Here is a 3,036-nt window from a genome sequence, read left to right as displayed (position 1 = left end):
AAAGATACTATCTGCAAGCTGGAGAGGTAGAGAAAGCATTAATTGATGATATTTATAATTCAAATCCAGGATTACTTAAAGAAAATATCAATAATATAAAAAGCATTCTTATTAATGATTATATGTATAGAGATCTATCTGATATTGATATATCCTCATCTAATATAGAAATTTTTACTCCTTTGAAAGCAGAAATTAAAATAGACCCAGAATATAATATTAATAAGCAAGCTATTATAGAATTTGACAATAAAAAACTTAATAAAGTAATAAATAGCACTTCTTTAAGAATAACTCTTTCAGAAACTGGAAAGGATGTAGAATTTAAAAAAGGAAATCTAAGAATCAATATAAGAACTTTTAAATCTATGCCGGATTCTATATTAGATAAGTTATTAACTAAAGGAGTGGCTACTTATAAAAACTGGTTTATTACAGGGTCAGAAATAGAAAATCCATCAGAGGAAACTTTACTATTTTTAAATGATGCAGTAACTACTTTATTTAATTCTATAAATGTTAATGGAATAAGACTATATACTTTACATTCCACAGTACATGATGATGTAAGTTATAATGTAGCTAAGATTGCTCATAATAATTCAATTAATACTATATTATATCCAAATTACCATCCTACAAAAAAGAACAGAAGAAAAATGAATATAGATTTTTCTAAGGATTTTGATGTAGGAATTATGTCTTCTAGAGTAATAGACTTTGATAATCCTAATAATAAAGAAGTAGGATTAATCTTTAACTCCAATAGTACTCAAATAAATAAATATGATAGGAAATATGGATTATCCCAAAATAATTTAGGAGATTTATTCCTTATAAATGGAAAAAGAAAAATACTAAGTAATATTACTAAATTTAAATTTAGACAAAATAGAGATTCTGACGAATTAATAGTTGGAAACCATTATAAATCGGGAATAGTAGTTAGTGTAAAGGATGGAGAAAATATATATGATGGAATTATATTAAATTCTAAAGAAGAAAATGATAAGATAATCTACAATATTAAATTATCTAACTCTAAAGTAGTTTCTGCTGAATCTAAAGATTTTAAACCTTTATATCCGTCAGATTACAGAAGAATTGGTGATAATGATTACCTATATAATAGCTTAGGGTTATATAAGAGAGTGGGAAATGGAATAGTTAAAACAAGAGAATTATCTGATTATTATAATTATTTTTCTGTTGAATTACAAAACATGTTCTCTAAAACTTTTTATTCTGATTATAATGTGTTTTTATCCGAGGAATTTAAAGATATAAAATCATTTGATAAAAATGAATTTTACGAATTTTCCGATCCAGAAGATTCTACTGTAGATAAACAACTTCCTCCTATTCCTAATTATTCTAATGTAAATGTTTTAGAGCTATTATCTAATAAAATATCTAGACAGGGAATTAAAGTTACAACTCTTAATTCTAATCAAATAGAAGAAAAGTATGGAATAGAAGTGTCGAATAAAAAAGCATTTGTAAGTAATGGAGAGATAATTCTTAATACAGATAAATACACAGAAGACTCTCCAATACATGAATTAATGCATCTTCTTATAGCTCAATTAAAAATTTCAGATTATAATAAATATAAAGAGTTACTAGAAGAGGCATCAAAACTCACATCGTATAATGATGTAAAAGAATCTTATAAAACATTAAGTCCGCTAGATCTTGCCGAAGAAATATTAGTTCATGCTGTTTCTGACTATTATTTAGGAAGAATAAATGATTATGGGAGAGTGAATATACAAAATCTTAACTTAGTAGAGCTAACTGTTAATCTATTAAGTCTTAGTAAAAATCATGTTAGAGCAGATAAAGATATATTAAATAAAACGCTAAGGACTTTATTGTTAGAATCTGGAGATGGAAGTATTCTAAGACAATTATCTTTAGGAATAAATAATAGCGATATAATTACTAATAACAGAGTATCTACTGTCAAGAGTGATCTTATAAAAAACGAGAAGTTAGAATATGACTGTAAGTAACTGTAAATTCATTTTAGAGGGAAGTATAGAATTTAATTCTGAAGAAGAATTAGATACTTATATAAAAGAAAATAAAGATAAATATAAGTTAGATAGTAGAGAAGATTTTAGATTTAGCAATGATATTGCTCAGGACAATGTAGATATTCTATATAAGTTTAGGACAGAACAACAACAAGAAATTTTAAACAAGACTAAAAAATCTAATATTATTTTAGATCCAGAAGAAGAAATAGAAGCATATACGGACGGGTCTATCGGAGTATTAGAATTTATTAGAGATAATAACATCACGTCTAAAAAAGCTGCACCATATAATGAAACTGATAGATTTAACAACGTAAGAAAACAATTAGAAAGTGAGTTTAGAGACTATCCAGAAGATCAAAGAAAGGCTCTAATAGAAGAAAGAATAAAAAATATAAAGGATTCTGATGATAATATTAGACGAATAGGTAAAGGTATTCACAATATAGCAGAAGGAGTATTTATTAACGCTTTTGTGGATTTCGAATCATTTATAGATGAAAGAAGAAAATTTATTTCAGAAAACTTTCCAGAAGCTTCTCTAAATAATATTCCTGACGATGTTCTAATCTCTTTAGCTAAAAAATTATATACAGTAAAAAAAGAGATAATTAAAGGAAGAAAAATAAAAAAAATATTTACAGAAACTCCAATTAAGTTTGAAGATGAATCTTTTAAATTAAGAGGTAAAATTGATACAATAATAGTCTATGAAAACGGAGATATAGATATTATTGATTACAAATTATCCTCTAAAGCATATGCTAACTGGGATATTGATAAAGCTGAATCTGCACAAGCCCAGTTAGAAACATACAGAGCTATACTAGAAAATATTGGAGTAAGTTCTAAAAATATAAATATTCATATAGTCCCTATTCAAATATCTAATAATACAGCAGTCTGTTCTGATATTAAATTAGATACTGATTACGGGATGAGATCTAGAATTTATGATAAATTAGAAATTAGTATCTCGTCTAAGCCATTAGAT

The 3,036-nt window shown here is 25.8% G+C and carries 2 protein-coding genes; both read left to right on the top strand.

Annotated features, from left to right (window positions below):
- Nucleotides 1–2,015: hypothetical protein (locus ACI3VO_RS12230; protein WP_439758184.1), on the top strand; the 2,015-nt coding region annotated here is incomplete at its 5' end.
- A partial coding sequence (locus ACI3VO_RS12225; RefSeq protein WP_439758183.1) for a PD-(D/E)XK nuclease family protein occupies nucleotides 2,002–3,036 on the top strand: 1,035 nt, incomplete at its 3' end. The genes ACI3VO_RS12230 and ACI3VO_RS12225, both read left to right, overlap by 14 nt.

Origin of the sequence: Intestinibacter sp., assembly GCF_051866655.1 — a bacterium.
Lineage (GTDB): Bacteria > Bacillota > Clostridia > Peptostreptococcales > Peptostreptococcaceae > Intestinibacter.
This window is presented reverse-complemented; position numbering and strand designations above follow the sequence as displayed.